The sequence below is a fragment of the Bradyrhizobium sp. MI1.3 genome, assembly GCF_055811695.1.
In genome coordinates, this window is sequence record NZ_JBVVPQ010000235.1 from 1 (window position 1) to 666 (window position 666).

General features: G+C 62.2%; 1 protein-coding gene. It reads right to left on the minus strand.

What is annotated here, in order from left to right; translation table 11 throughout:
* Positions 1–666, minus strand: a 666-nt coding sequence (locus AC0L3A_RS40815; RefSeq protein WP_473256591.1) for an AMP-binding protein, incomplete at both ends; no start/stop codon positions are given.

The following is a 666-nucleotide window of genomic DNA, read 5'->3' on the forward strand; positions in this document are numbered from 1 at the left end:
CGCCCCGCCGATGTAAAGCTCCCCCACCGCCCCGAACGGAACGGGCGCACCATGACCGTCCAGCAGATAGACCCGCGTGTTCGCAATCGGGCGGCCGATCGGGACAACTGACCCGTCAAACTCATCGGGGCAGTTCCACGCCGTCACGTCGATCGCAGCTTCGGTCGGACCGTAGAGATTGTGCAGGCCGGTCCAGGGCAATACGCGCCGAGCCTTGTGCACACTGGCGGCAGCAAGCGCCTCGCCGCTGCACACAAGACGCCGCAGCGATCTGCAGTGCTCAACTCCCTTCGCATCCAAGAAGCTGACCAGCATGGACGGCACGAAGTGGACCGTCGTGATGCGCTGGCTGATGATCAAGTCGACCAATGCATCGGGATCTTTGTGCGCACCCGGAGGCGCCAGCACCAGGGTCGCACCTTCAAGCAGCGTCCAGAAGAACTCCCAGGCCGAGACGTCGAAGCCAAACGGCGTCTTCTGCATCACGATATCCGTTGCCTTGAGACCATAGGCCCTTTGCATCCAGATCAAGCGATTGATGATGGCCTGATGTTCGTTCTGAGCTCCTTTGGGCGCGCCTGTTGATCCGGAGGTGTAGATCACATAGGCGAGGTGGCGCGAGGTCAGGCCGAGGGCGCGTGGGTCCGGATTGGATTCCGGCAGGTT